The 25,862-nt window shown below is 60.6% G+C and carries 18 protein-coding genes and 1 pseudogene; 13 read left to right on the top strand and 6 right to left on the bottom strand.

The features are described from left to right. On the top strand, positions 1-481 hold a 481-nt coding region (locus A5712_RS21055), incomplete at its 5' end, for a dual specificity protein phosphatase (protein ID WP_197519462.1). Positions 482-668: 187 nt separating this feature from the next. On the opposite strand, the gene A5712_RS21050 is transcribed toward A5712_RS21055, so the two are convergent. Together A5712_RS21050 and A5712_RS21045 are read right to left on the bottom strand one after the other, a co-directional pair. Further along, a complete protein-coding gene (locus A5712_RS21050) occupies positions 669-1,205 on the bottom strand; it encodes a helix-turn-helix transcriptional regulator (protein WP_231982188.1) in 537 nt (178 codons plus the stop codon). A gap of 584 nt (positions 1,206-1,789) precedes the next feature. Further along, the gene (locus A5712_RS21045) at positions 1,790-2,557 is read right to left on the bottom strand and encodes a hypothetical protein (RefSeq protein WP_156766689.1); all 768 of its coding nucleotides are present in this window, start codon (positions 2,555-2,557) and stop codon (positions 1,790-1,792) included. A gap of 236 nt (positions 2,558-2,793) precedes the next feature. Here A5712_RS21045 and A5712_RS21040 point away from each other — a divergent pair, with 236 nt between their 5' ends. The 3 genes from A5712_RS21040 (at position 2,794) to A5712_RS21030 (ending at position 9,229) form a co-directional block, all read left to right on the top strand. Continuing rightward, positions 2,794-4,770: a class I SAM-dependent DNA methyltransferase gene (locus A5712_RS21040; protein ID WP_068109187.1), complete on the top strand. Its 1,977-nt coding sequence runs from the start codon at positions 2,794-2,796 to the stop codon at positions 4,768-4,770. A gap of 164 nt (positions 4,771-4,934) precedes the next feature. Then, positions 4,935-6,110 (top strand): restriction endonuclease subunit S, encoded by a 1,176-nt coding sequence (locus A5712_RS21035; protein ID WP_156766688.1) that lies wholly within the window; start codon positions 4,935-4,937, stop codon positions 6,108-6,110. A 2-nt stretch (positions 6,111-6,112) separates the two neighbouring features. Then, positions 6,113-9,229 carry a type I restriction endonuclease subunit R gene (locus tag A5712_RS21030; protein WP_068109148.1) on the top strand — a complete coding sequence of 1,039 codons (3,117 nt, stop codon included), beginning with the start codon at positions 6,113-6,115 and terminating at the stop codon, positions 9,227-9,229. A 47-nt stretch (positions 9,230-9,276) separates the two neighbouring features. Here A5712_RS21030 and A5712_RS21025 read toward each other — a convergent pair whose 3' ends face one another. After that, a complete protein-coding gene (locus tag A5712_RS21025; protein WP_156766687.1) occupies positions 9,277-11,025 on the bottom strand; it encodes a hypothetical protein in 1,749 nt (582 codons plus the stop codon). 530 nt (positions 11,026-11,555) lie between these two features. Here A5712_RS21025 and A5712_RS21020 point away from each other — a divergent pair. After that, positions 11,556-12,140, top strand: a complete 585-nt coding sequence (locus tag A5712_RS21020; protein WP_068109142.1) for a helix-turn-helix domain-containing protein — start codon at positions 11,556-11,558, stop codon at positions 12,138-12,140. 296 nt (positions 12,141-12,436) lie between these two features. Beyond that, positions 12,437-13,057: a uracil-DNA glycosylase family protein gene (locus A5712_RS21015; RefSeq protein WP_068109141.1), complete on the top strand. Its 621-nt coding sequence runs from the start codon at positions 12,437-12,439 to the stop codon at positions 13,055-13,057. A 75-nt stretch (positions 13,058-13,132) separates the two neighbouring features. On the opposite strand, the gene A5712_RS21010 is transcribed toward A5712_RS21015, so the two are convergent. Then, positions 13,133-14,089, bottom strand: coding sequence for a DUF4268 domain-containing protein (locus A5712_RS21010; protein WP_068109138.1), 957 nt, complete (start codon positions 14,087-14,089; stop codon positions 13,133-13,135). Next, the gene (locus tag A5712_RS21005; protein WP_231982187.1) at positions 14,043-14,942 is read right to left on the bottom strand and encodes a DUF429 domain-containing protein; all 900 of its coding nucleotides are present in this window, start codon (positions 14,940-14,942) and stop codon (positions 14,043-14,045) included. Before A5712_RS21005 ends, A5712_RS21010 begins: the two co-directional genes overlap by 47 nt. 129 nt (positions 14,943-15,071) lie before the next feature. Between A5712_RS21005 and A5712_RS21000 the strand changes: the two genes are divergently transcribed. The 3 genes from A5712_RS21000 to A5712_RS20990 all read left to right on the top strand — a co-directional run bounded on the left by A5712_RS21000 (position 15,072) and on the right by A5712_RS20990 (position 17,194). After that, positions 15,072-15,302, top strand: coding sequence for a helix-turn-helix domain-containing protein (locus tag A5712_RS21000; protein WP_068109184.1), 231 nt, complete (start codon positions 15,072-15,074; stop codon positions 15,300-15,302). Further along, entirely contained in the window at positions 15,299-16,153 is an 855-nt protein-coding gene (locus tag A5712_RS20995) for a DUF2637 domain-containing protein (RefSeq protein ID WP_068109131.1), read from the top strand. Before A5712_RS21000 ends, A5712_RS20995 begins: the two co-directional genes overlap by 4 nt. A gap of 330 nt (positions 16,154-16,483) precedes the next feature. Continuing rightward, entirely contained in the window at positions 16,484-17,194 is a 711-nt protein-coding gene (locus A5712_RS20990; RefSeq protein ID WP_068109127.1) for a hypothetical protein, read from the top strand. Positions 17,195-17,542: 348 nt separating this feature from the next. Here the strand turns inward: A5712_RS20990 and A5712_RS20985 are convergent, their stop codons facing one another. Further along, entirely contained in the window at positions 17,543-18,946 is a 1,404-nt protein-coding gene (locus A5712_RS20985; protein WP_156766686.1) for a HEPN domain-containing protein, read from the bottom strand. 1,189 nt (positions 18,947-20,135) lie between these two features. On the opposite strand from A5712_RS20985, the gene A5712_RS30975 reads away from it, so the two are divergent. The 4 genes and pseudogenes from A5712_RS30975 (at position 20,136) to A5712_RS20965 (ending at position 25,858) form a co-directional block, all read left to right on the top strand. Then, a complete protein-coding gene (locus tag A5712_RS30975; protein WP_156766685.1) occupies positions 20,136-23,060 on the top strand; it encodes a hypothetical protein in 2,925 nt (974 codons plus the stop codon). A 5-nt stretch (positions 23,061-23,065) separates the two neighbouring features. Then, positions 23,066-23,566: a hypothetical protein gene (locus tag A5712_RS20975; protein WP_156766684.1), complete on the top strand. Its 501-nt coding sequence runs from the start codon at positions 23,066-23,068 to the stop codon at positions 23,564-23,566. A 240-nt stretch (positions 23,567-23,806) separates the two neighbouring features. Beyond that, positions 23,807-24,069: pseudogene (locus A5712_RS30400) on the top strand (alpha/beta fold hydrolase); the annotation flags it as partial. Between the two features lie 382 nt (positions 24,070-24,451). Next, entirely contained in the window at positions 24,452-25,858 is a 1,407-nt protein-coding gene (locus A5712_RS20965) for a NarK/NasA family nitrate transporter (protein WP_068109114.1), read from the top strand. Positions 25,859-25,862: the final 4 nt, after the last annotated feature.

Below are 25,862 nucleotides of genomic sequence, written 5' to 3'. Positions count from 1 at the left end.
GCTGTCCACCCGGATCGTGAAGGAGGAGCGACCGTTTAGCTATGACACCTTCTGGATGACTCCGGTACGGCATCCACGTGATGATGGAGTTTGGCTTGCCGATGTTGCAGCGTTGCAGGACCTCCCGCCCGGTGTGGATGCCGTGGTGTCCCTATGTCGAGTTAACGACGACGACCTCCCAGCGGGCGTCGAGCAGATCGACATCCGGCTGATCGACAAAGCCGAGCCAGACGCCAACCCTAATTTGGACTTCGTGTTGACCGACACCGTGCGGCTCATCGAGCAGCTGCGCAACGAGGGACGCACCGTGCTGCTGCACTGCGTGGCTTGTCAGAGCAGGACACCCACCGTGGCCGCACTTTATGGTGCGCGTCGCCAGGGCATCAGCGGCCTGCTGGCGCTGCAGGAGGTGACCGAACTCGTACCCGACACCTGGCCCAACAGCGACTTCAGGGACGCGCTCAAGCGCTTAGCGCCCTAGGAGGTGTGCGATGCAGCCGTGCCTTGAAGCGGCTTTGGGAGGACCGGCGCACCCATCATCCTGGGACGGGTCTCGGATGTGATCGCCGGGAACGTCGGGAAGGAGCACTAGCCCGCGCCGTGTGTCTATCGCCATCCGCGACGGCCAGTCTCGCTCAGCCCAGGTGACTTTGCTTGCCCAAAACGTCCTAGGGATCGGCTGCCGGGAATCGCCAGATGGTGCGGCCCTCATCGGTGATGTCGGTGAACTCGTTGACCCTGATTAGCAGGTCCGCATCTTCAGGCAATCGTTCTCGGTAGGCCCAACCACCCTTATTGCTGATTCCGGGGATCGGGGGGACGTTGGGGTCAAACTCCACGACCACATTGTTTTCCCGAAGCATGCGGTAGAAACTACGGAGCCTTTGGAGCTTGTCTTCGGACATTCCCAACCCACCGGTGGCGACGTACTCGCCGTGATCCCGGAGCCTTCTGAATGGTGAGGCCTGGCCCATGTCAGTCGGAACTTTGAAGGGGAAGTGCTGCATTGACTGCTCGCGAGGGGTCAACCTCCCGCCGTAGGTGTGCTTGATCCACGACACGTACTGGCGGGTGACGCCATATTGCCTCGCTATCTCTGACTGCGAAAGGCCCTTGGTCTTCAAGGCTTCGACGATGGCAAGAGTAAGCCTTTGTTTGCCGTCGCCGGTCCTGCCCTCGTCTCCAGGCGGTGTTCTCAGTGCCACTACCGAGTCTCCTCCTCCGCAATCGAATGTCCTAGGGGCTGAACAGAATATCCCTTCTCGCCGGTCAGCGGAGCTAGGCCAACGACGCCTGAGCGAATTCATATCTTCGACGCGACGCGCCCGACGAGTGACCGGATGTCAGACACAGCGAAGTCGGACTCGCCTATGACACTAGGACACCGGACTCGGCAGCCTTTGTCGATCTGGTGCCGGTCGGTGGGCGCATCCATGCCCGCATGTTTACAAAAGACACCCGGACGCGACCTGGCATCCGGCATGGACTCGACCGGCGGAGTGGGCCACTCGGGCGCGCCAACGGCACCCGGTTCGGAGTCCTCGCAACGTCGATGACATACGAACCCATAAGACTGCGGAGAGTTGAAGTCCACGGACACAGGGCTCAAGGACATCGAAGTAACTTGGGATCAGTCCCCAACGCGGTACCGCTACATGAGCGGTGAGGCTGCTTAGCCACCTCCCGTCGCATCACACCGCAAACTGGCAAATAACTGCGGCGTTGCAAGCCGATCCGATCGACCGAACCGCTGAAGACAGCATGAAATCGCATTTCGCATCGTCCCGCCCTAGACTGCCGACTCCAGCGCCGGGTGGTCAGAGGTCCACCAAGGCCTCACCATGTTGCCGATGCGAGGGCACGAAACGCCTTCCGACGCCGGTGGCCCAAATTCGCCATTGTCGGCACGCCGCTCGAACTCATCGGGACTCAATCCGAGCTTGTAAGCGAATACATTCCACGGCAGGTGCCGCGCCACTGGCGTGACGGTTAAGCGGTCACCGTCGGGCTTAAACGGCACGTCGTAAACGATCTCCGGGAGATGGGTGGTAGGAGAGTTCAGCAACTCCAGTGGCGGGAGTTGTGATTCACCGAAACCACCGCCACGAGCCCCCAGGTCAACCATCTCTGCATATGATGTCGTGTAACTAATAACAGCGAGTTGATCGTGTCGCATTTGGTCCCAGACCCAGGCATGACCAGCAACGTCCGTGTTCCAGTACCACGGGTCGTCCAACTTCATGTACTTGATCCGGTAGACGGCCCACAATGATTCCCACTCGACCTCTGGCGCGCGTTGCGCCCATGCATGCTCGGCATCGCCGCCGTTGGGAGCGAACGAGACGGTCGTGCCCCGCCCCTCCTGTTGCGCATAACGGTAGTACTTCCCGAGGTCCTGTATCACCTCAGCGAGACTCAGCTCATGCGCGGCGGCAACACGCGCGACATTGTTCATTACGTCCGTCGGCTTCCAGCCTCCTCGGATGATCGATGAAGCAGCCCGCATCGTGGTTCCGTGGTGAAGAACGACAACCGCGTACTCGTTGAGTTGAGACATCTCGCTACGCCTCCTCAAACGTTTCGTTTGGCTTCCGGCCAGCCTGGCACGCTAGCACCACGCCGATACCACAATCGCCGGACTGAGCACATGGCCTAGGCTGACTGGACCGGCCCAAACCTCTGCAGCCTGGCCTCCACGTCATGCTGCGCATCAACGTTTACGGGACCTCAGCGTCGGCAAGGCGCGTTAATCTCCTCCGGAGAGTGATGAACCTGGAGGGGAGACCGGCCACCATGGCGAAGACCAATGCCACGCTGATTTGGAACATCGCCGAACTGCTGCGGGGGCCGTATCAGCCCAATCAGTACGGCGACGTGATCTTGCCGTTCACGATCCTGCGCCGCCTGGATTGCATCCTGGAGCCCACGAAGGAGCAGGTGCTCGCCGAGCACACCAAGGCGCAGACCCAGAAGATCGACCCCGCCGTACTGATCAAATCCAAGTTCAAGCTGCCCTTCTTCAACATCTCGCCCTGGACGTTCAGCTCGCTGGCTAGTGACCCCGAGGGGGTGGCCGACAACCTGATCGACTACATCGCCCGGTTCTCGCCCAACGTGCGCGACGTGTTCGATGGTTTTCGGCTACCCGACCTGATCACTGACCTCGACAAGTCGGGGCGGCTGTACCTGATCGTCAAGGAGTTCGCCGCCGTCGATCTGCATCCCTCAGTGATCTCAGGCACCGACATGGGCTACATCTTTGAAGAGCTGATCCGAAAGTTCGCCGAGTCCAACAACGCCGCCGCGGGTGACCACTTCACCCCCCGTGAGGTCATCAAGCTCATGGTGAGCGTGCTGTTCCACACCGACGACGCCGCTCTGACCAAACCCGGCGTGGTGCGCACCATCTATGACCCCGCCGCCGGGACCGGGGGGATGTTGTCCACCGCCGACGACTATCTAGTGGCGATGAATCCCTCGGCTCGCCCGGTGCTCTACGGCCAGGACATCAATCCACGGTCCTATGCCATGTGCAAGTCCGACATGATCATCAAGGGCCAGGACGTGGACAACATCTATCTCGGCGACACCCTGACCGATGACGGCTACCCGGGCAAGCGCTTCGACTATCTGCTCTCCAACCCCCCGTTTGGGGTGGAATGGAAGACCCAACAGAAGAAGGTTACCTACGAGCACGAGCAGCGCGGGTTCGCCGGACGCTTCGGCCCCGGTCTCCCTCGGGTTTCTGATGGCTCCCTGCTGTTCCTACTGCACCTGATCTCCAAGATGCAGCCGGTCAAGAACGGCGAGGGCGGCAGCCGCCTGGCCATAGTCCTCAACGGCTCCCCGCTGTTCACCGGCGGCGCGGGGTCTGGAGAGTCCAACATCCGCCAATGGATCATCGAAAATGACCTGCTCGACGCGATCATCGCCCTGCCGACCGACATGTTCTACAACACCGGCATCGCCACCTACATCTGGGTCCTGGACAACAACAAACTCGCGAAACGCAAGGGCAAGATCCAGTTGATCAACGCCGTGGAGATGTACGGCAAGATGAAGAAGTCCCTGGGATCGAAGCGCAAGCTACTGCGCGACAAGGACATCGAGCGAATCTGCCACCTTTACGACAGCTTCCGCAACGAGACCGGAACCGACGAACACCCCGCGCTATCGAAGGTGTTCAAGGGCCAGGAGTTCGGCTACTCGACAATCACCGTCGAACGACCCCTGCAACTCCGATTCGAACCAACCGAGGACAAGGTCGAAGAGGTGCTGACCCAAAAGACCATCCAGAAGCTCAAGCCGGGCGAGCAGGCTGCGATCCGTCGGGCACTCAGCGGGCTGATCGGCTGGCAGTGGAAGGACCGCGACGAGTTCGTCACCGATCTGAAGGACGCGCTCTACAAGGCGGGTATGACGAAACCTCCTGTCCCGCTGATCAAAGCGATCTGGTCAACTCTCGGCGACCATGACGATGAAGCCACTGTCATCACGAACCCCAAGGGTGAGCCGGAAGCCGACCCCACCTTGCGCGACACCGAAAACGTGCCTCTCAGCGAGAACATCCAGGACTACTTCGCTCGCGAGGTCCTTCCCCACGTCCCCGACGCCTGGATCGACGACGCCAAAACCAAAGTGGGCTACGAGATTCCCTTTACGCGCCACTTCTACCGTTACGTGCCGCCCCGGCCACTAGAGGAAATCCAGGAAGACCTCCGCGCTCTGGTGACCGAAATCCAAGCCATGCTCGCGGAGGTCGGAGCATGAGTTGGTCTGCTTACCGAACGTACAAGTGCTCGGGGGTCGAGTGGCTTGGTGATGTCCCGAGCCATTGGGGCGTTGACCGGATCAAGTGGTCTGTCCGCAGCAGTCAGAATGGGGTGTGGGGCCAAGAAGCAGATGGCGGTGTCGATGACATCCGATGTGTCCGAGTGGCTGACTTTGACCGTCCAAAGCGGCGTATCCAGGACGATGATGTCACATACCGAAGGGTAACGGCGCAGGAGCGAAGGGGCCGCTTGCTAACCAAGGGCGACCTGATCCTTGAGAAGTCCGGCGGTGGTGAGAAAAGTCCGGTCGGATTTGTGGTCCTGTACGACCGTACTGACCCCGCAGTTACATCAAACTTCCTGGCGAGAGTGTCACTCAGGCCTGGCATGGAACCACGGTTCTGGACTTATCTACACTCCTGCCTCTACAAGTCACGGTTGACCCAGCCCTCGATCAAGCAGACTTCTGGGATTCAAAACCTCGATCAGCATAGCTATTTCAATGAACGAGCCTGCTTCCCGCCATTTGACGAGCAACAACTGATCGCGGACTGGCTGGATATTGAAACGGCAAAGATCGACACCCTGATCGCCAAGCAGGAGCAGCTCATCGCCACCCTGCGCGAAGACCGCACAGCCACGATCACCCACGCGGTCACTAAGGGCCTCGACCCTGATGTGGAGATGCAGGCGTCAGGGTTACCGTGGGTTGGCGACATACCTCGCCACTGGCAACTGGTCCCAATAAAGCACGTAGTGCGCAGCATCGGGGTTGGGCTGGTAATCAACCCTTCGACTTACGTTGCCGACTCAGGAGTGCCATTTCTCCTGGGCCGCAACGTTCGTGATGGCTGGATTGATCTAACGAATGTGAATTACATGTCGGAGGTGGACAGTCGTCGGCTTGAGGCGTCAAGGCTAAAAGCGGGAGATGTTGTAGTTGTGCGCGCGGGCTATCCCGGGCGGGCAGCTGTCATCTCGGCTGACCTGGACGGTGCGAATTGTGCGTCGATCCTGATTCTGCGAAAGCCCACTCTGGCCCGTCCAGAGTTAGTTGCGGCGTTCTTCAACTCTCTGCTGGGCCGCGCCCAGGTCAAACTTGCTCAGTATGGTGCCGCGCAGGAACAGATCAACGTAGGCGATGTGGTCAACTTTGTGATGCCTCTGCCTCCGCCGTCAGAGCAGCAGGAGATAGCTGAGCGGATTTCTGCTAAGGCGGCTGTAATCGACGCCCTAGTCGAGAAGGCGAACGAGATGATCGACGCCTTGCGGGAGTACCGGTCTGCGCTGATCACCGACGCCGTCACAGGCAAAATCGACGTGCGGGAGGCGGCGTAGCGGTGGCCCAGCAGCATCACGAGTCCTCGTTCGAGGCCGAGTTCTGTGACTATCTATCCGCGCACGGGTGGCTGTATTCACCAACGGATGCAGGGTACGACCGAGAGCTGGCGTTGTTCCCCGAGGACGTGTTTGGGTGGCTGTCCGGCACCCAGCCGGATCAGTTGGCCAAGCGGGTCAAGCCGGATTTGAATAGCGAGGCTCGAACCAAGGCCGAGCAGGCGGTGTTGACCACGTTGGCCAAGTCCTTGGACGCCGACCTGAAGGCCAACGGGGGCACCTTGGCGGTGTTGCGGAGGGGGTTTAAGGACCTCAACGCGCAATTCCAGATGTGCCAGTTTCGGCCCAACTCGTCATTGAACGAATCGACCAAGAAGAAGTACGACGCCGTGCGGCTGCGGGTTATACGCCAGGTGCACTACTCGGCCCAGAAGCCCAGCGAGAGCATCGATCTGGTCTTCTTCGTGAACGGAATCCCAGTGGCGACCGCCGAGCTGAAGACCGACTTCACCCAGAACATCACGGACGCGGTGTTGCAGTACAAGAACGACCGACCCCCCAAGGGAGAACCACTGCTGCGGTTCGGGTCGCGGGCCCTCGTGCATTTCGCCGTGTCCAACAGCGCTATCGAGATGACCACCAAGCTCGACGGCAAAGGCACGGTGTTCTTACCGTTCAATCGGGGGGACCATCACCACGCCGGAAACCCCCCTAACCCCCACGGTTCCCCGACTGCCTACCTGTGGGAGTCGATCCTGCAGCGCGACACCTGGTTGGACATTTTGGGCCGGTTTATGCACCTGCATGTGGAGGACAAAATCGACCCGGCCACCGGTGCGAAGACGCGCAAGCAGACCATGCTGTTTCCGCGCTATCACCAGTGGGAGGCGGTCACCAAGCTGGTGGAGGCCGCCCGCACCGAGGGGCCAGGCCACCGCTACCTGGTCCAGCACTCCGCCGGGTCGGGCAAGACCAACAGCATTTCCTGGCTGACCCACCGGCTCTCGGTACTGCACGACGCGGCCAACAAGCCCGTGTTCGACTCCGTCATCGTCATCACCGACCGCAATGTGCTCGATGCTCAACTGCAGGAGGCGATCCGCCAGATCGAGTCCACCCCGGGGGTGATCGCCCATATCGAAGGCTTGGGCGGGTCGAAGTCTGACGAGCTGGCCGAGGCGTTGGCCGGGGGCACCAAGATCATCATCGTCACGATCCAGACCTTCCCCTACGCCCTGGACCTCATCCAGGGCCAGGCCCACCTGAAGGGCAAGACCTTCGCGGTGATCGCCGACGAGGCACACTCCTCGCAGGCAGGCGAAGCCTCCAAGCAGTTGAAAGCGGCCCTGAGCGCCACGGAGACAGCCGAACTCGCCGACGGTGGGGAGTTCTCCGCCGAGGACGTGTTGGTGGCCGAGATGGCCGCACGGGCCGAATCCACGAACCTGTCGTTCTTCGCCTTCACCGCCACCCCGAAGGCCAAGACCCTGGAACTGTTCGGGCACAAGGGTATCGGCGGCGTACCGCATCCGTTTCACCTGTACTCAATGCAGCAAGCCATCGAGGAGGGCTTCATCCTCGACGTGCTCAAGAACTACACCCCCTACGCCACCGCCTTCCGGTTGACGCACAACGGGCAGACGTATGCGACCGCGGAGACGGCCAACGGGGGCACCGTCGCGGTGACCGGGAGCGCCGGTAGCTCGGACTTGGTGGACAAGTCCAAGGCCATCCGGTCGGTAATGAACTGGGTAGTGCTGCATCCCACCAACATCGCCCAGAAGGTCGCCATCATCGTCGAGCACTTTCGGGAGAACGTCGTGTGGCGGCTCGACGGCCACGCCAAGGCCATGGTGGTGACTTCGTCGCGGAAGGCGGCGGTGCGCTACAAGCTGGCCTTCGATAAGTACGTCGCCGAGAAGGGCTACGCCGATGTCAAGGCATTGGTTGCCTTCTCAGGGGAGGTGACCGACGAAGAATCCGGGGTGGAGAAGGTCAGCGAAACTTCGGCGTTAATGAACCCAAAACTGAAAGGCCGCGATCTGCGAGATGCGTTCGCCACCGACGACTACAACGTGTTGCTGGTGGCCAACAAGTTCCAGACCGGCTTCGACCAACCCCTTCTAGTGGCCATGTACGTCGATAAGCGGCTCTCGGGAGTGGCTGCGGTGCAGACTCTCTCGCGGCTCAACCGCACCGCCCCGGGCAAGGATCAGACCTTCGTCATCGACTTCGCCAACAGCGCCGAGGACATCGTCACGGCCTTCGCGCCCTACTACCGGGCCACCACCCTGGCTGATGTCACCGACCCCAACATCGTGCACGAGACCATGAACAAGCTCGACGCCGCCGGGCTGTACCAACCATCCGAGATCGACGGTCTCGTAGCGGATTTCCTGGCCAAGAAGGGCAACAACGCCCTGATCAAGTGGGTCACCCCCGCGCAGCACCGGTTCCGGGATAAGCAGCGCATCGCGAAGGAGACCGACGACCTCGTCGCCTTGGAGGAACTGGAGTTGTTCCGTAAGGACGTGAACACCTTCCTTCGCCAGTACGACTTCCTCTCTCAGATCGTCAACTATGAGGACCCGTCCCTGGAGAAGCTGTCGATCTACTTGCGCCACTTGGCCCCGACCATCAGTCACGAGCAGCTGGGCCACGAGATCGACCTTTCCGGCGTGGAGTTCGACTATCTGGCCCACCATCAACAGGCCGCCGCCTCCCCCCAACCGGGGGGAGATGTGCCGCTAAAGCCCGTCACAGAAGCTGGAAAGGGAGCGGCGCACAAGCCCGAGATGGTGCCGCTCGATGTGGTCATCGAGAAGATCAACGACCTCTTCGACGGCGACCACCCCGAGTCCAGCGTGCGCAGCGTCATCGCCCACGTCAAAGACCGCCTGGAGGATAGCGAGACCCTGCGGCAGCAGGTTGAAAGCAACACGTTAGAACAGTTTTCGGCCAGCCCAGACCTCCACCAAGAGTTCGCCGACGCCGTCCTCGGCTCGATGGAGTCCTCGCAGGACCTCTCCACCCAGATCCTGAGCAACTCCGACATCTTCCAGAAACTGCTCGCCGAATTGGTGCCGATCATCTACAACGAGATGAAGAAGACGGCATAAGAGGGATGGGCGGTGGCCGACTCGGGAAACCCAGGCTCGGCCTCGTCCTAGAGCCATGCTAGATGGACTATGCCGATCCGTATGTCGGGTCGGTTGCCAAACGGCCTAGGCAATTCCCGGACGGCTTGTGTCCGCTCAATCCCGTCATGGAAGACGGTCCACGGCTGGGAAGCGTCCCTGCCCTTGCCCTGGTTCCAGACCGAGAGGACCGTTCTGCCGCTGAGCGAGTAGTGCTTGCGCTTGGCCTTCATTTCGAATCGGGTCATGTAGTCGTGGATCGGGTTCAGGATCACACGAATGTCCCGGTCCTCAAGCCAGTCGTTAAAACGGAATGGGTCGGTCAAATACTTGTGGTGAGCCATTGTGGCGATGTTTGACTCCCCGCAGAGCATCAGTAGGCCGTCGGCCACGCGGCGGTTGGGGAGGTCGTTGATAAAGGCCCATTTGTCGGCATCGCGATCCTTGCCCTGCGCGAAATGCTGCTGAGCCAGGAGAGGGGCTTGCTGGCCCCTGGACCAGACTTCGATATGGTCAATGCCCTTAGGCCCGCGCTGCCCTACTTCCAGGATGATCCGCTCGACGTGATCCAGCCCATCAAAGATCGCATTGTGGTCCCGGACGCCCGGCGCGTCCTGATCACAGGTAAAGAGCGCGTAAAGGATTGTGTCGCAGCCCTGCTCGTCACACAGCTTGTTGATCCGGGCGAAGTGTTCGGAGTAATCGCGTAGCCCCCGGCTGTCGGCCACGTTGTAGTCGTGCGAAACCAGCGCCACCTTCCTGATGTGTCCAACCGATGGATTGTCGGCTGGCCGGGCAGTCCCCCCGTTTGCGGGTTGAAAGATGGCCTGCCCACGGCCCAGCAGGTTGCCGAGTTGCGCCTCGCCTCCAGAGCCGGTCCAGTCAACGGTGCCGTAACGAAGGCGGACGAGCCGCATGCCATTGGAGGCAGCCAAGATGTCGCGCAGGCTGTCGTAGAAGGCGCGCTGCTCGTCCCGGTACGGCGGCGTCGGGTCGGTGGCCCTGGTCACGTAGCAGGTAGTCAGCCACTCCTGCGGGTTGAAGCCGAGGTCAAGCTCTGGGGGGTAAAGCTCCAAGGACTTAGCCCGCTGCATAGTGAAGTGCTGCCGCTCGTCGTATTCAATCACCAAGCGTTGGGCGGGCACGACGAAGTCGCAGCGCAGGAACTTTCCCGGCGAGGCGAACGTCGAATAACCCCGCATCGCCTCCAGCGCCTCGAAGATGGCCAGGATGGTGCCGTCCATCTGCTCGGGTGGTGGCACCACAAGCCACGGGAACTTCACCTCGCGTTCAACGGCACCGAACCGGCGGCGCAGGAGCGCAGCCAAGGCCTCCTTCTGGGGCTCCTTACGGCGCTGCGGGGCGGTTGATGATGGTTGCCTCCGGGGGAGAGTTGTTGGTCGTGCCGGAGGCGACGGCGGGACTGCTGGGGCGGTCGCCGCCGGTGCTGGCGTGGAAGACGGACCGTGCTGTGTGGCCAGTCCGAGGCCGCGGAAGAATCTGACCGTCTCCATTCCGCCGGAGTAATCCACGTTTGGGTCAAGTTCGACGCCAGTCGCGAGACGGTAGGCGAGCCCGCGGATGAACTTGGCGGGATAGGCCTTCCCGTCGAGGAAAAGAAAGGTGCTCCTGGCGGGCCGTGGCGGCCGGGCGGTCCCGTAGTCGTACATCTCACAGGCCCGCTCGACATGTTCCACCGTGACTCGACTCCAGTCCGGCTTCATACCACCGCACTTCTCCTCGTTGAATTCACCCTTTGTCGGGAAGTCATGACGCATCCTTCTTGCCGTCCCAACGCCACCCCGGAATCAGCTTTAATCGGGGACGGCGGGCCGTTCTAGCAGTGCTGATGTCGCTAATGACTCCAACGTTGCATGGTTCGGTAGATCGGCACAACGACCGTGTCAGTACGGTGACCACAACCCCGGCGCGGACCAGAGCACACACAGACGGGCGTTGAGCCCAGTACACAAATGTCAACCCAGGAGCAGGAGCGGCGTCGGTCCAGTGCCGTGGCGTTGCGCGCACTCGTCCGCGGCTGATGAACTGGCCCAGCTCGAACCGAGCTTCGGTCAACGTCGCTCCGGTATTGACTCGCTCGCACCATCGCTGAATCGCGTGGGAGCTCAGCCGAACCTTGGTAGATGGGGTGGGAGTCGGGGTGGGATTCATAGCGCTTGCTTTCTTCGGGTTTGGCACCGCCGTTGTACTCGGCCGGGTGATCACCTAGTGTTTTCGGAAGCGAACACGTTTTGATAATACACAATAGGTGTTTGAAAGCAAGTACAAGTTGTGAGAGACTCTGTTGGTGACTGACCACACCGACCTAGCTGGCCCGAGTGCTGGTGCTCCCGAGCACGACGACACGCGGTTTGCTAGGAACATGCTCGTGCGGCGCGAGGAGAAGGGTCTGAGCCAGGCAGAGCTGGTTAAGCGTCTACGCGATAGTGGCTGGTCGAACGTACATCAGACCACGATCTCGCGGATTGAGAAGGGGGAGAGGCCGGTTCGCCTGGGCGAAGCCCGTGCGATTGCCGAAGCGCTGGGAGTCGAGCTGACTCAACTGCTGCTCACACCCGACGACTCGGAGCTGGTACTCGAATTAGCGGCTGCGCGGTTGCAGCTTGAGTCCGTCCGGCAAGCGATCAAGAACCAGACCGTCGATCATTTCAAGGCCCAGCGTCAACTTCTTGACGCTTACACGCGAGGGGTCGCGTCCAGGACTGAGCCCGCGAAGGGCCCTCCATCGAATGAGGCGGAGGTTGAACTTGAGCAAGCCCGGGACTACCTGAGCGTAGCGCCGGAGGAGGCTGTTAAGTGGGGTCGGTGGCAGTACAAATACATGCAGTCAACGGGTGAAGAGCCGCCCTTGCTTGAGATTGACGACATCTAAGTTGGCTGAGTTGCTGAACGCCCCGGTACCGGCGCGCCAAGCAAACTATGAAATGTGACACCCAAAGCAGCGGCGATCGGCCGTGGTGCCCTAGCGGCCTACGTTTTTCCGCCCTCGTCGTCATCCACGGACCAGGGGGGCGGGTCGAGGTAGCCGCGCTAGATCGTCGCGCCCTGTCCTCCAGGTCGTCGTCGGTCATCAGCGTCAGGACTTTTGGCACTAGCTGAGGCCAGCTTTCGCGCCTTTAGCTTGCTCTCAGCAAGCATGGCGCTTCGCCGAATGGGAGCACGACGAGCATGAGCGAGCCTCGGCAGCAGCGCATGAAAGTGCTCAAGAAAAAGATCATTGGCTGCGGTAAATGCGACGGAATGAACATCCACGGAGTAACCCAAGCAGCACCAGGCTATGGATCGGAGCAATCCCCGGTGGTGATCGTTGGACAAAGCCTCTGTCGAAAGTGCATGGATAAGCAGGAGCCGTTCGTTGGAGGTAGCGGAAGTCTCATCAACCGCAGCTTAAAGAATGCCGGTATTGCCAAGCTCGACATTTTCATTACCAACGTGGTGCACTGCCACCCACCCAAGAACCACAAGTCGCTTCCCGAATGGATCACCAACTGCACGCCGTATCTGCACCGTGAGCTTGACATAGTGCAGCCGAGGCTGGTTATTGGCTTGGGGAAAGACGCCGAAGCGGCCCTGCGGTCTAAGTATCCGGGGGTGGAGCCGCTGGAATGGCCATTCACCGGCCCCCGCGCCACCACGGGCAAGTCCGCGCTGTGTCCCGCTCTGCTATTTGCCAAACACCCAGCTTGGATCGCGAGGCAGCACAAGGACTCCCTCGAGCAGGAATACGTGACCAGTTTGGCGTGCGCGTTGAAGTGGGGCTTTCGCAACCGACGGCGCCCCGGGGGTTGAGGCGCGCTAACTCTCTAACGAGAGGCTTAATTACGTCGCCCGGCGTGGTTGAGCGCCGTTGCCGTCGTTGCTATTTCAGGTGAAGGACTTGATGCCACCGACCGCACCAACCGCTCTTCTGAAGCGCACGTGCTGGTCAATCACCCAGTCGAGCATCGCAGGCCATTCGTCAACGCTGAGAACGGATTTGAACTCGGACTGGACGTACACCGCCGCAGCCTTCTTACCAGGCTTGTCATCCCACGTCGCCGTCTCGCCAAGTGACTGTTCGAATTGGTTCTTGACCGCATAAAGAGCCTGGAAGCGAGCTTCGTTGGTGGTGGCGTCCGGACTGCTGAAGTACAGCTGGACCCGGAGTCCCTGGTGTGCAAAGGCCGTTTCGTAAGCAATCCCGCTTATGCCGGTGGGTAGTTGGAACCATCCCTCGCGTGTCGGGGCTTTGGCCTTTGTCCACCCTGGGTGCTCTGTTTGCACTCGGTCGAGGAACTTCTCCCAGAACTCCCAGTTGAGCTTCTGTCGCTCAGTCCATGGGCCTGCGCCCGTCGCGGCCTTTACTTGCTTCTCCCAATCATTCGGCTGTGCAACTAGTTTGAAGTTCGGAGCTGGAATCGACTCGCCTATCTGGACGACGGCGATTTCGATGCCGAAGAACCGGGTGTCGGGGTCGGTGTGTTCGTTGAGCCAATCGAGCGCAGCGCGATGCTCGGGCCGGAATCCGGCACTGATCCACACGATGGTCCTTGGATCGGTCCCCGCGGCGTAGGTGAGGATCTGTCCGAGGTGCATGTGGTCGGACAGTTCCAACTGGTTCTCAACGATGACGACACTCTCGTCAGAGAGGTCTCGGCCAAGGAGGTCTAGCGAGAACCCCCCAACCGGGTGCTCGGCTTCCTGAAGCTCAAGCTCCATTCCGAGCAGGTCGTTGAGAACATCGACATTGGCGAGCAGCCAGGGTGTGAAGCTGTGAGCCTCGTGCGGCCACACCTCACGGGGTGTGACCGCCCTCAGGCGGCCAAGGTTTGGTGTTGTCATGGATCTCCAAATCTCCGACGGCGGTTGCTTGGGGACGAAGGTTGCTGACCAGCTGCGTTAGGCTGTTAGGTTTGGGAAGGTGAATCCACCCTTCGATCCTGGCCAGAGCTTGATGGTCTGGCGTCGAGGGCAGGACAGTGAGGTCGGCGGCTGTCGCGCGGGCGAGCAGTGCGCAAACGAAGGCGTCGAGGCAATCATCTGAGTAGGCGATAGCGACTCGCTGCGCCTCGGTGATGTTGAAGCCATTGCCCAGTTCACCGAGCAATGCGGCAAGAATGACTTCTCGCCGTTCGCGTGCCGCAGCATTGTTCTTCGTCTTGTAGGACTGCAGGGATCCAGTGAAAAGCTTTGGAAGCCAGCAACGCAACGCGGCGTCGGGATACGCCTCTGCGACTTGTCCCGACCCATCCCGGGGACTATTGAGAGCCCCGAGGATAGACGCACAGCGCATCGCGCAATAGGCGATCCGGTCGGTCGTTACCGACAGCGGCGTCTTTCCGGTGCGATCACGGACGAGGAAGTCGGTGGTGCGACGCTCAAGGGGGGCGCGCGTCTCGTCAGGATCGAGGGGCCAATTACCTGGCTCTGAGCTAATTGCACTGATGAACGGTTGCGGCCAGCCAAACGGCGCATCGATAGCGACCTTGTCGGCGTCTTTCATTACCGACAGAAGCGCGGAGTCGTCGAGCTTGCTGCCATGCAAGGTTCCCGACGCGAGTGCGCTCACTTGCGCGGACTCGTGACTCCAGATAATGACGCATACGGCGGTGTTGTCCGATTGAGATGCGAGGTCGATACCGACGGTGGTGAACCCGCCCAGCGGCTCAGACGGGCGTGCAGCAATCCCCGACATCATTCCTTCCCGTCAGTATCGACCTCCTCTGGCGTCGTGATTATTGCGCAGCGGCCCGACAGCGATGTGCAAATCGCGGGATCCGACATAGCGACAAAGGTATATAGCTCGAATGCTATAATCGAAGAGGTGATCGATCTTGGTGCGCTCCGCCGTAAGGCAGGCATCACTCAAGAGCAACTGGCTCGTTCGCTTGGCACAAGCCAAGGGCAGATCAGCCGTCTTGAAAGACAGCGAGACATGCTCCTGAGCACGCTGTCCGCGTATCTGACGGCACTCGGCTGTGACGCGAAGATCGTCGTGGAGGTGGACGGCCAGACGGTGACATCCGACCTCATATCGAGGAGGAGGCGGAGATGACAGGCCAGAACGAAGTCCTGAGGCGGAACCACGGCCGCGCGATCCGGTTCTTTTGGTGCTTCCTGATCGGGGCCACCGTGGTCAGTCTTATAGGCAACATCGTGCACGCCGTCCTGCCGTACATTTCGCGTGTGCCCGTCCAGGTCGGTGCGGCGACTGTGCCACCGCTAGCTCTCCTCGCTGCCGTGCACGGCATCGCCCTCGCGGTCCGCGCCGGGGCATCGGGCAGGGTCTACTGCTGGGCGGTCAGCGCCGTTGCATCCATCGGTGCCGGGGCCTTCGCGGTGAGCTTTCTGGCACTGCGGGATCTGATGCGAGTCATCGGATACAACGATGCAACGGCATGGATCTTCCCGGCAATTATCGACACGGCAGTCGCCGTCAGCACGTTGATGCTCGTTGCGTTGGGGGACAAACCAGCACGTCGCTCCCGGAACGTAGTGGCGTCCTCCAATACACAAACCCCGACGAGACGACGGTCGGCTCTGCCTCCGACACAGAGCGCAAATGACCAGGTCAGGCTACTGGCACCGCCTAATTCACGGGCGCAGGCAGTGCAAGTTGAGCGGGTGCAAAGCCCTGCATCGGTATCACTCGTCCTGGCGCATTCGGTGCAGGACTCAGCGCAAACCGAGGTGACACAGGCTGATGCAGACCTTGCGGCAGAGCTGATCGCGTCCGGCGTGACCACACAGACGGTCGAGACCGTGATTGAAGTGCTGGCAGCGAGCCGTGGCGGCGCGTCGATCAACGCCGCCGCCAGAGCATCGGGCATCAACTACAGGACCGCACAACGGATCATCCGGGCCGGAGCTGATCACGGACAGCCACAGCTTGCGGTCGTGAGCTAACCCTTTGGAGCCGAAAATCAACCGGTGAACTCGTGCCGGGAGATGAGGCAACCTGTCGTGCCGGTTGCCTAACCTCATCCCACGACGATCCCGAATCTGGGGCTGAACGCCGAGCAGGCTGAGACACTGTTCAACTTCGCGACCCGCGGCGTCCTTGCCCGCATCGACGAGCGCGGCCAGCGCTGCGCCGACCTGTACCCGTGGGGGCTGCACCCTCACATCGCCGAAGAGGGAAGTCCGCTCGCGGCTGATGACGTCGCCTTCGCCGAGGCATACCCGCTGATCCTGGCGGGGCCGCGGGCCGTCACCGAGCACGCGCTGTTCCCGTCGATGAGCGCCGCCGAGAGTCTGCACACCGCCGGGATTCTGGTCGCCCGTCGCAAGTCGCACCGCCAGCCCCACATCGCCGAGGTGCTGCAGCTCTGCCGGGTGGCGATGGAGTGCGCTGCCCTGACCATATGGCTGCTCAGCGACCCGTTGCCCGAGGTCCGCCGGGACCGATGCATGGCCGAGGAGATGGAGCAGCTGGAGCAGCGGCGTCGGTTTCTGGTGATCGGGGAGCAGGACGAAACCGCCCGCCCTGCCCGCTACCCACAGCAGATGTTGGTCGAGAACGCCGAACACCGCCGCAAGTACAACGACATGCTCGGCAAGGCGAAGGCGGCTTACACCTTCGCCAAGACGCCGTCCTTCACCGCGATGATCAAGTCGTCCGCGCAGTGGGTCGATGCCCACGTTCCGGTCCATGACACGGGGGAGATCGCCGCCAACGGACTGGAAGGAGCGGCGAGGTCGTTTTACTCCTACGGGTCCAGCTTCATCCACGGCTACAAGTGGATGACAGACTACGCTCGGGCTGGCACAGTATTCACCCTGATCGCCGATGCCCTCGCCGTTGCGCTAAACATGGTCGAATGCGCGGTGTGCTTGTTCGAGGCGGCGTCCCGTGCCCCTGGTGGCATCCGTCCGGGTGAGTCCTACGTTCCTGAGCGGTTCGAGCCCACGATCGTCGCGTGGTCAGCGGAGCTGTTTGACGCATAGACCGCCCGCGCTGAACGTCGCTGACCGTCGGACGCACCGACACAACGATCTAGCCGAGTACCTGGGCGCCAAAGCCCGCGGCGCTTGCCCAGGATCGCTACAAGGGAACTGGCCCGAAGTTCATCGCGCCGGGCGGCCTCGTTCTGTACCGCTGGTCGGCCGTGCTGGAGTGCCTAGATCGCAACACAATTCAGCGCACCTACGATCCAAGACGGTAGCGATGAGTGATGCCGCTGAGGCTTGCCCAGGCACTGCGCGACCTCATCAACGAGGTCGTACAGATACAGATAGCTGTCGAGCGGGAGCACGCAACACCGCCAGCTCGCCTGATGAGGACACTCTCTAGTCCTACCCCGCTTCCGCCGCATAGGGGCCACCAGCCAGAAGATGTCTGGTGTTGGTGACGTGGTGGTTATAGGCAGACGACAACCCGTATGCCTCCTGGAGCGTTGGAGGATTGAATCCGGCGCGATTCAATAGAACGGTCCGAAGCACCCACGGGATCGAGTAACTGAGAGCGATCAGCAGGTCGTAAAACTGATCGACTGACTCACTGTGAGGCTCCGTACCTCGGTGGGCAAGGGTGTTTCGTGCTCCCTTCACCGCAGAAGGCCAGTCGGCGAACGCGGCGACGATATTCGGAATCGCAAGCTGTGCGTCGATTACCAAGTCACTCATCCTGCTTCGAAACGTTGGCTCATTGATGAAGCTGAAAGCGTCGTTCATCGCCTTCTCGAACTCGACGCGATCGTGATCAGCCAGAGGCGGTCTCGGTGAGCGGTCAAGTTCGCTTAACCTGTCGAGTGCGGCTCTTCTTGCTGCTCTTCGTGCCTGCTTGAGGTCACTGTCGGACAACGCAGGAACGCGTTTCTTTCCGTCAAAGAGCCGCCAATGAAGACCCTCCGCCACAGCGGCCAGCGTTAGAACCTCCGTTTGGATAGCGACACCATCGAGTTTGTCGATCGCCGCCGCATCGAGGGCGTCGGTGCGCTTTCTCAGGTCGATCCACGATGCGAACCTCTCGGCAGTGAGGTGCGACGCGTCCAACAGTTCGTGGTGCCCCGACCCGACTGGGTCCTGCTCCTGGTAAACCATCCTCCAAGGCGAGTCCGCGGTGGTACGAACGCGCAAACCGGCCTGAGCAGCCGGATTCCCGGTCACCAGAGCACTTAACGTAGTGATAGGACTGAGAACCCACCGATCTAGGTCTCGCAAAGTCATTGCATTGATCGGGAAGAATTCAAACCACCGATCATCTCCTTCGGTAGTCATGATGAGTCGGCTGCCATCGTCCGTTGCGGCCTCGCCGTCCCGGGATCGCCACCACCGCGGTCCACGTACGCGGAACTTGAAGGCGGGGTATTCCTGCACACCACCATTGATGTGCTCATTCATTACTACATGCTGGGCCTGGAACACCTGGCGATACTCGTGATCGAAGAGCCCGGAGGAGGCTTGCTTATGTCCTTGTGCTTCCACTACTGACACCCGCGTACTGTCCGCAAGTTCACCGTGGATGTTTCTTGGTTGGAAGTCAGCGATGAGGTCCTCTGGGTCGCCGGAGCAAGTTATCGTCACCCCGCCGCGCTCGGAGATTCTCACGACGTTGGCGCGCTCGTCGAATATGCGCCCCAAGGTCTCCAGAGCTGGGCGATCGCGGTCGTTCACTGTCAGCCAACCTGGTACGCGACGGTCTGGCGTTTCGACCTGCCAAAACTCGCCTTCCAGCATTCTGGGTGAAGGTGCCGTCATGTGATCTCCCTCCCGGTTCCGGCCAGACGGCGTGATGGGGCATACGCGCCTCAGCCAGCTTGCGATCGCCGATGTTCCGCGACAGTCGAGCACTTAACGAGGATGCCCTAATCGCCTAGTGATGCGGTATCCCACTCTTCGAGCGCCCCAGAAGCACCGCGCCCGTTAGCAAACACAACTTCCGCCGCAGCCTGACCCCAATTCTGACCCCAATTGGGTCTCGTGCAGGTAGGCGCACCGGGATGCAGCCAGGTGTTTGAACTGCACCGATGCACTTGTATACACATCACGACACGCCGAAATGAAGACTGGGGGTCAAGTGGTCGCAGGTTCAAATCCTGTCAGCCCGACGCATGTCATGTCTCGGGACATCGTTGACAGGTGTCCCGAGACATGGTTTACACCTGTGGCGGGTGTTCGGGGCCGTTTCCGCATTTGACGCCGCGGGCCACTTACGATCTCGATTGGGTGCGGGCGCTATTCCTGATCGAATCACCTGCGTCAGCAACTTTGTCGGGTTACGCCTTGAATTTGTGATCTTTCACGGGTTCTCCGACAGCGAGGCAACCCGCAGGTCAGGTTCGAGCCCTGGTCGGGGGCACCGCGCAAACACGTCAAACCAGTCGTTTTAACTTAAACGGGCGCAACGCCCTGCATGGTGTAGCCGAGCAGCTGCTGCGGGCGACTGATCGCGGCCATGCACGTCAACATGGCCTCGTCAGTCTGGCCTCGGCGGACGCGCCGACGCGAATGTAGTCGGCCACTGCCTGATAGCCGGTAGGGCGATGCCGTCCGGCGGGCAGCGACCGCTTCAACACTTCGTCGAGGATGGCGACGCTGAGTTGCTCGAACCACTGGGGTGGTCGACGAATGAACGTAACTTTAAGAGCGTCAAGAGGACCACGGCCTAGGGTCTCACCGAGAGGATTAAGGCTTTCCGAAGGAACTGATTGCCTGAGCGGGGATGTAGGACTATATGGGTTGGAACTTGCCGAGCGGTGCTCAGGGAGTTCCTATCGGAGTTCCCAGCCCAGGGCGGTTGGATTATTGAAAGCTATCCGCATGTAGCTGACGATGGTCCTGTCACCACCGCTGCGCTAGATTACGTATGGTTTCGAGATTCTCGTCTGTCGTGGTCGCTGCGGCATATCGGCCACCAAATGCGCAGGAGCCAAGGTGGATAATTCTCGTGACTGACGTCTTCGCCGGGGACGACCCCACCCGACGGAAAACTCTGCTGGCCGACGCTTTGATGACCGCGACGCGTGGGCTGGATACTGAGGCGCTAGTCCCCGAAGACATGGATTCATTCGAGAAGATCGTGACGGCGGAGCCCCTCTGGGCGTGGGAATTGAATGACGCGGCACGCCGGACTGGTGTCCGATTATCAAGTGGACTAATGCGGACAGCGCTCGCCGCGTGTATGGCCGAGTGGGAGATCCACGGACGGTCATATCTGATCGCATGGGAGGCAGTTCCTCAATTCGATCCGTTGCCTACGGATCCTTCTTTAGCGCTTTCTGCGGTTCACGGCTTCCTCAGGGCCTTGGCATTATTCGACGACGGTCACCCCGCTGCGGTGGTATGCCGGCCTTGCCTCGACCTTGCTAACGCCTTCGAATCTGTGGGGCGTCTCGACGACGCGTTAGCATCGGCGTTTACCGCGCTGAATTTTGCGCAAGCCTCGCGCTCTTCCGACATGTCGCTTCGCGCGGCCGGTATGGCGGTGCGGTATGCCAGAGCGGTCGGCAATGCAGAGGGCTTCTCGGTAGCGCTTGCGGCTAACGCTCATGTTCTCTCATGCCTGACAAATACAGCCGACCAGCTGCGTGCGTTCGACGCAGTAGCTGCTGCGCTGCGCCACCTACCATCTCTCGATGGCAACCGAGCCGGCGCACTCGACCGCCTATGGTTCGCGGTACATGACAGGGCGCATTTGATGATCTGGCGCCCAATTGTAGGTCGACTCCGGAACCCGATTGAAGCGCGAAGCGGCGATGTCGCGGCTGCTACGGCGGAGCAAATCAGCGAAACCCTGAAGTTGCTGACGACGACGATGGGAGAGAACTATCCGGTTTCGCTGCTGGCGGCTACATACGTCGAGCTGGAGCGGGCAAGGGAACGATTGCTTCCGGATTTGTCGCGGAATGCTGAAGTAACAAGTTGGGTCACCGGATCCTTTGACCACCGCGCATACATGAACGCGATTCCCAACGGACGGTCTCTTTTGCGCGAGCGAGACTTGAATGAAAGCCTTCTAATTCTCGGCCACGAATTTGGTCACGTAATGGCATTGCAAGGATATCTTGGAGTGGCGTTCACAGCATTTCGCGCCGCCGCAGTCGAACTCGAGCTGATGATTTGGGAGTATGCGCAGCCGCTGTCGTTCGCGTCCCTGCGGGACCTCATCGCGCCGCTCGATACGACCGATGTTCGTGCCCTCGCCCGCGCGGAGCAAGGTTTGGACGTCGCTCGGAAGCGCCAAATCCTTCAGGCGACCTGGAGTCCCTGGTTCGAAGGGATCGCCACCTTCGGGGAATTGGCCGTCGATCCGTCGGCCGACGACGCCGAGGCGGATATCGGTCTGGTACTTCTGCAAACTGTCGACGAATCCTTCGAAACCAGCGATGCGGCTACGTTTGTTGAGTGGTTTGACGATCGCCGCAGAATCGCAGAGACGATGTACGCGCGTGCCCAGTTAAAGGAGGGCCCGCCGAGACTGCGGGCATATCTGGATGCCTATCATGGCAAATACCTCGCCGGCTACCTCACCGTCCGCTCAGTGGTGTCGGGCTGGAGACGTCAGGTCAAGAGACCGCTGGGGGGAGCGGAAGCCTACCGGCTGCTGATGCACAGGACGCGATTCGATACACGCCGGGCGATCCCGGACTTGTCACTGCCCACGGCGCATTTCAAGATCGAAGCCGAGGCCTTACTGCTCTCATGGATCCAAGACGTCGCCGCGACCAACGCCGAAGACATCGAGGCATTCTTATCGGCGAATGGACGGCAGATTTTTTGGCGGGATAACAGATTGGTGGCGGATCCATCGCCGGACGAGACTGCGGCCTATCTTGCTGAATCAAACAACTGGTACCGGCAGTGCGTGTCTTCCGCATTGCACACCAACGTCGGCGCATCCGACGATGTCCTTAACCGCGTCCCCGACGCCGACGAGAAAATACGGACCTTGCTCAAGGTCCTTGCAGGCGGCCTGAACCCGAAGGACCCAATCCTCGCGGATGACCTCGCTCGTTACGTACTTGGCCAACGGCGGGTACTGACTCTTGGTCGGGTAACCGCCCCCTTCTGGCTAGAAGGCAGTACCGAAAAAGTCTTGTATCTGATCCGGACAACGGAACACGGACGCGAAAGCGGCATGTCTAGTTATGATTTGGTTCGCATGCCTGTGGACTCGACGTCATTCCACACGCTCGCGGCTGAGGTCGAGCGGCTACGGGAACCTCGAATGACTATCTATCGGATGGTTGACCTCGTTCCCGCACATGCAGACAAGGACCGTGGCCTCGGGCGTCAGCTCGTCGCCTTTAAGTATGGAGATTGGTGCCACATGGAAAACCGTGGCGTTCTCACGGATCTCAAGCAGGTACCCGGGGAGTTCGCGAGTGATGTCGAGACCCAAATCCAACCACCAGATATGGTCGAAGGCGAGTACAGGCTTGCCGAATTCGTTTCGGTTGCGATGCGGACCATCCAGCGGCTGCGATCAGGTACAGGATGGAACGTCGAAGACCTAGTCGGGGAATCAGGCATTGAGGCGTGGACACGTCGCATCATTGCACTAGCAGACGATGTCATCGCCGCAGCCAAGGGCGATCCACAAACGGAGTCTGATGTAAACCGCCGGCTGCTGGGAAAGATCTTCGGAGAGGGTAATTTCACCGACCGTCTGATTGACAAGGGAATCATGTCTCTCGACGACGATGATCCCGAACGGCGCGAGCAGCTGATCGACGCGCTGTACCGCTCCGGCTTCAAGCCAGCACCTGAAGTGCCCTGGCTTGACAATGCACCTGGTACGGCGGGTCAGCTTTTCGCGCGTCTCCATGGAGGTTGGGATGTCAAACCGTTGGTCGAACTTGAAAGGGAGTGAGCTGCATGCAAATTGCGGCAGTTTTTGACCGCGCAGATTTCGATGGGGCGCTGGAGGCGGCCCGCAAGATCGGCCCCGAGAGCGATCTAACAGGACTATCGGCGCCCCTGGACGGAGGTCTATGGGGAAAGATCTCGACGGCGTGGGACAGGGTCGAATCTGCTCTCAAGGAAGCGTTCCAATTCGGAATAGACTTCGCGCGGGAAAAAGTTAGCGCGGCGATTGATGCAGCTGACGAACTGATTCGGGACGCAGGCAATCGTGCGCGAGACGTGCACGAAGCCTTGCTCACTCGACTCCAAGCGTATCTCTCGCACATGTACGATTCAGCGCTTTCCAGGGTGGCGACCACTATTACTGTCGGACAACAGACCCTCGCGCTTAGCCAGGTGGAGTTGTCGCAAAAGCTGTCGATGACAGGATCGCTGAAGATGAACATCACGGAGATCGCGGGAATGACGGGCGCCGGAGAGGTAACTGTGCTCGCGCGCTATGGTTCCGGGTAGCCAGTTCGACGGCGGCTGCTGAGAACTTAGCGCTTAGGAACCCCTCCTTGGTGGGGGCAGGGCCTTCTGGAATAGCCTGATCTACCGGATGAACATTCGGTTGGCGTAGCAACGGATGGTATCCACCTCGATCGAGCCGTGCTGGCGCCCTATATGACTTTGGTGCTGTCCCGTTGCCTGCGTTCCTCGCGAACCTGCCCAATGAGGGTTACCCAATCGGGTCGGAGCATGACGACTGTCATGGTGGCTGAACTGAAACGCTGGCTGACTCGGGCAAGCACTTCGACTACCTCGGCTTCGGCATCTTCTCCCGCGTCGAGGGCACCGGGCCCCTGCTGCTGATCCACGGTTACTCGTTCAATTCCTTTGACTGGCCGCCAATCTGGCCGACGCTGACAAAGCCTTTCACCGTCATCGCACCCGACATGATGGGCATGGGATTCTCCGCCAAACCGACAAACTACCAATACTCAGTACACGACCACGCCGACATGCACGAAGCTCCTACAGAGCCAAGGGGTTCATGCAGGCTTTCCTGGTGGTACGAGGAAAGCCCATTGGTAACTTGGCGCTGCAACCGCCCGGTATCGGACGTCGACTCGATCGGATTAATTTGGTCCTAATCGTCACATCACTTCCGGACCGTCGACTGATGGTATGAAATGACGTGCGCGGGCCTTCTACCCGCCTGTAAGGCGTTGATGCTTAAAAACTTTGGCTTATCGAGCGAGAATTACTTTATATCGATTGTGATTTCAGCAGGGTTGCCGCACCCGATGCGCTGAATTCGTTGTCAACTCACAGCTACCCGTAGGTCACCTTGGAGCTTTCGTGCTTAGCGTCGTCGTGAGCTGCTGTTGGTCACGGAATTTCGGGGGATCGTCGATGAGTCGGGCGCAACGCATTTCGAATTGGGATCCCGAGGACCTCGCAGCTTGGGAGTCCGGCAACAAGAAGATCGCTCGGCGGAACCTGATCTGGTCTGTGTTCGCGATGCACGTCGGCTACTCGGTCTGGTCGATCTGGTCGGTGATGGTGTTGTTCATGCCCAGCTCTGTGTACGGCCTTACGCCGGCCGACAAGCTTCTGCTGGGTGCTACTGCAACCCTTGTCGGCGGCTGCCTGCGCATCCCGTACGCGGCGGCGGTGGCCAAGTTCGGCGGCCGCAATTGGATGGTGTTCTCCTCGCTGGTGCTGTTGATCCCGACGGTCGGCACGATTCTGCTGCTGGCCAATCCCGGTCGGCCGTTATGGATGTATCTGGTGTGTGCGGCGCTAACCGGTATGGGCGGCGGCAATTTCTCGGCGGCGGTCGCCAACGTCAACGTCTTCTACCCCCAGCGACTCAAAGGCGCGGCGCTGGGGATCGCCGGTGGCGGTGGGAACATCGGGGTACCGATGATCCAGGTCATCGGTCTGGTGGTGCTCGCGACCGCCGGCAACCGGCAGCCCTACTGGGTATGCGCGATCTATCTGGTGCTGTTGTCAGTGGCCGCGCTCGGGTCGGCATGCTTCCTGGACAACATGGAATTGCCCCGCGCCGAGCACAAACCCACGCGAGCGGCTCTGGTACGGCGCGACACCTGGATCCTGGCGACGCTCTACGTCGCGACCTACGGCTCATTCATCGGATTTTCGTTCGCCTTCGGCGAGGTGCTGCAAATCAACTACATGGCCGCCGGGCAAGGTGCGCTGCAGGCGTCGTTGCACGCCGCTCGGGTCGCCTTCCTCGGACCGCTGCTCGCGTCGCTGGCCCGGATGTACGGCGGCAGGCTCTCGGACCGCCTCGGCGGCGGAAAGGTCACCCTGGGAGCTCTATTCGCCATGATCGCTGCCGTCAGCGCGCTGATCGTGGTGAGCGCACACGCCGACAATCGCTCCGGCCCCTTGAGCGTCACCACCATGACCGGCTACATCGTCGGTTTTATGGCACTTTTTGTCTTGTGCGGGATCGGCAATGGCGCCGTGTACAAGATGATCCCGGCGGTTTTCGAATCGCGCAGCCACTCCATGAAAGCCGCCGAGGCCGAACGCCGCCACTGGGCCCGTGCGATGTCCGGCGCCGTGATCGGAATCGTCGCCGCGGTCGGCACGCTCGGCGGTGTGTTGATCAATCTGGCGCTGAGACAGTCCTATCTGACCACAGGGTCGGAAACGACGGCCTTCTGCTTTTTCTTGTTGTGCTACCTCATCGGGTCGGGGCTGACGTGGTGGGCCTACGAGCGGTGCCCCTCCGCCGAGCCGAACTCAGAATTGTGCGAATTACCGCTCGCCGAGACCAGTAGTTCATGAAGGC

It is taken from the genome of Mycobacterium sp. E2327 (assembly GCF_001672675.1).
In the GTDB taxonomy this organism is placed as follows: Bacteria; Actinomycetota; Actinomycetes; order Mycobacteriales; family Mycobacteriaceae; genus Mycobacterium.
The sequence above is the reverse complement of the archived record's forward strand: the minus strand, read 5'-3'. Positions and strand labels throughout refer to the sequence as shown.

Coding starts and splice junctions, on each gene's coding strand:
- A5712_RS21045 (WP_156766689.1), bottom strand. CDS start 2,557: ATGTCTCAACTCAACGAGTACGCGGTTGTCGTTCTTCACCACGGAACC.
- A5712_RS21040 (WP_068109187.1), top strand. CDS start 2,794: ATGGCGAAGACCAATGCCACGCTGATTTGGAACATCGCCGAACTGCTG.
- A5712_RS21025 (WP_156766687.1), bottom strand. CDS start 11,025: ATGCGTCATGACTTCCCGACAAAGGGTGAATTCAACGAGGAGAAGTGC.
- A5712_RS21015 (WP_068109141.1), top strand. CDS start 12,437: ATGAGCGAGCCTCGGCAGCAGCGCATGAAAGTGCTCAAGAAAAAGATC.
- A5712_RS21010 (WP_068109138.1), bottom strand. CDS start 14,089: ATGACAACACCAAACCTTGGCCGCCTGAGGGCGGTCACACCCCGTGAG.
- A5712_RS21005 (WP_231982187.1), bottom strand. CDS start 14,942: ATGTCGGGGATTGCTGCACGCCCGTCTGAGCCGCTGGGCGGGTTCACC.
- A5712_RS20995 (WP_068109131.1), top strand. CDS start 15,299: ATGACAGGCCAGAACGAAGTCCTGAGGCGGAACCACGGCCGCGCGATC.
- A5712_RS20990 (WP_068109127.1), top strand. CDS start 16,484: ATGAGCGCCGCCGAGAGTCTGCACACCGCCGGGATTCTGGTCGCCCGT.
- A5712_RS20985 (WP_156766686.1), bottom strand. CDS start 18,946: ATGACGGCACCTTCACCCAGAATGCTGGAAGGCGAGTTTTGGCAGGTC.
- A5712_RS20975 (WP_156766684.1), top strand. CDS start 23,066: ATGCAAATTGCGGCAGTTTTTGACCGCGCAGATTTCGATGGGGCGCTG.
- A5712_RS20965 (WP_068109114.1), top strand. CDS start 24,452: ATGAGTCGGGCGCAACGCATTTCGAATTGGGATCCCGAGGACCTCGCA.